The organism is Micromonospora sp. AMSO12t (assembly GCF_008806585.1).
Lineage (GTDB): Bacteria > Actinomycetota > Actinomycetes > Mycobacteriales > Micromonosporaceae > Micromonospora > Micromonospora reichwaldensis.
This window is the reverse complement of the sequence record NZ_WAAS01000544.1, coordinates 1-795: the sequence shown is the minus strand read 5'-3', so window position 1 is coordinate 795 and position 795 is coordinate 1. Positions and strand designations below refer to the sequence as shown.

The following is a 795-nucleotide window of genomic DNA, read 5'->3' as shown; positions in this document are numbered from 1 at the left end:
CCGCCGCCCGCGGACGCCCCCACCCCGGAGCGGATCCTCGAGCAGGCGCCGTGCGCGTACCGGCTGACGGAGGAGCAGTACCACGGCGAGCGCACCGACGGCCCGACCGGCCAGCGCACCACCGTGGCCCAGCGGCTCGCCGCCCACGGCTGGAAGGTGATCAAGGTCGGCGACAGCTACCTGGTTCCGCTGTCCCAGCCGCAGCGGGGCCTGATCCCGCTGCTGCTCGACGAGCAGGCCGTGGAGGGCCTGGTCGCCGGCGAGCGGGTCGCCCCCACCCTGACCGGTACCCGCAACGGCCCGCTGGTCGTCTCCGGCGTCGCCTGCCTGGACGGGGCCACCGTCCGGGGTCCGATCCGGGTTCAGCCCGGCGCCGTGCTGATCGTCAACGGCAGCTCGATCAACGGTCCCGTCGATGCCACCGGCGCCGCCGGGTTCGTCGTGACCGACAGCAAGGTCAACGGCCCGGTGCGCGCCACCGGCACCCAGGGCCCGGTCGTGGTGGTCGGCAACACGCTGACCGGCCCGGTCGGCGTGGTCAACGGCAAGGACGTGGCCCCGCTGGTGGCCGGCAACACCGTCAACGGCCCGCTGGACTGCACCGGCAACTCCCCGGCACCGACGAACCTGGAGGTCGCCAACTCCGTGAGTGGTCCGAAGTTCGGCCAGTGCGTCCAGCTGTGACCTGCTGAGTCCCCCGCCGAGGTGCCGGCAGGTCGGCCCACCGCCGACCTGCCGGCACCTGCCGTACCGGTACTGGAGTGGAGAGACCGTGTCCCAGACCCTCATCCCCGG

1 pseudogene is annotated in these 795 nt (G+C 73.6%); it reads left to right on the top strand.

Annotated features, from left to right (window positions below):
• Positions 1–684: pseudogene (locus tag F6X68_RS32880) on the top strand (carboxypeptidase); the annotation flags it as partial.
• Positions 685–795: the final 111 nt, after the last annotated feature.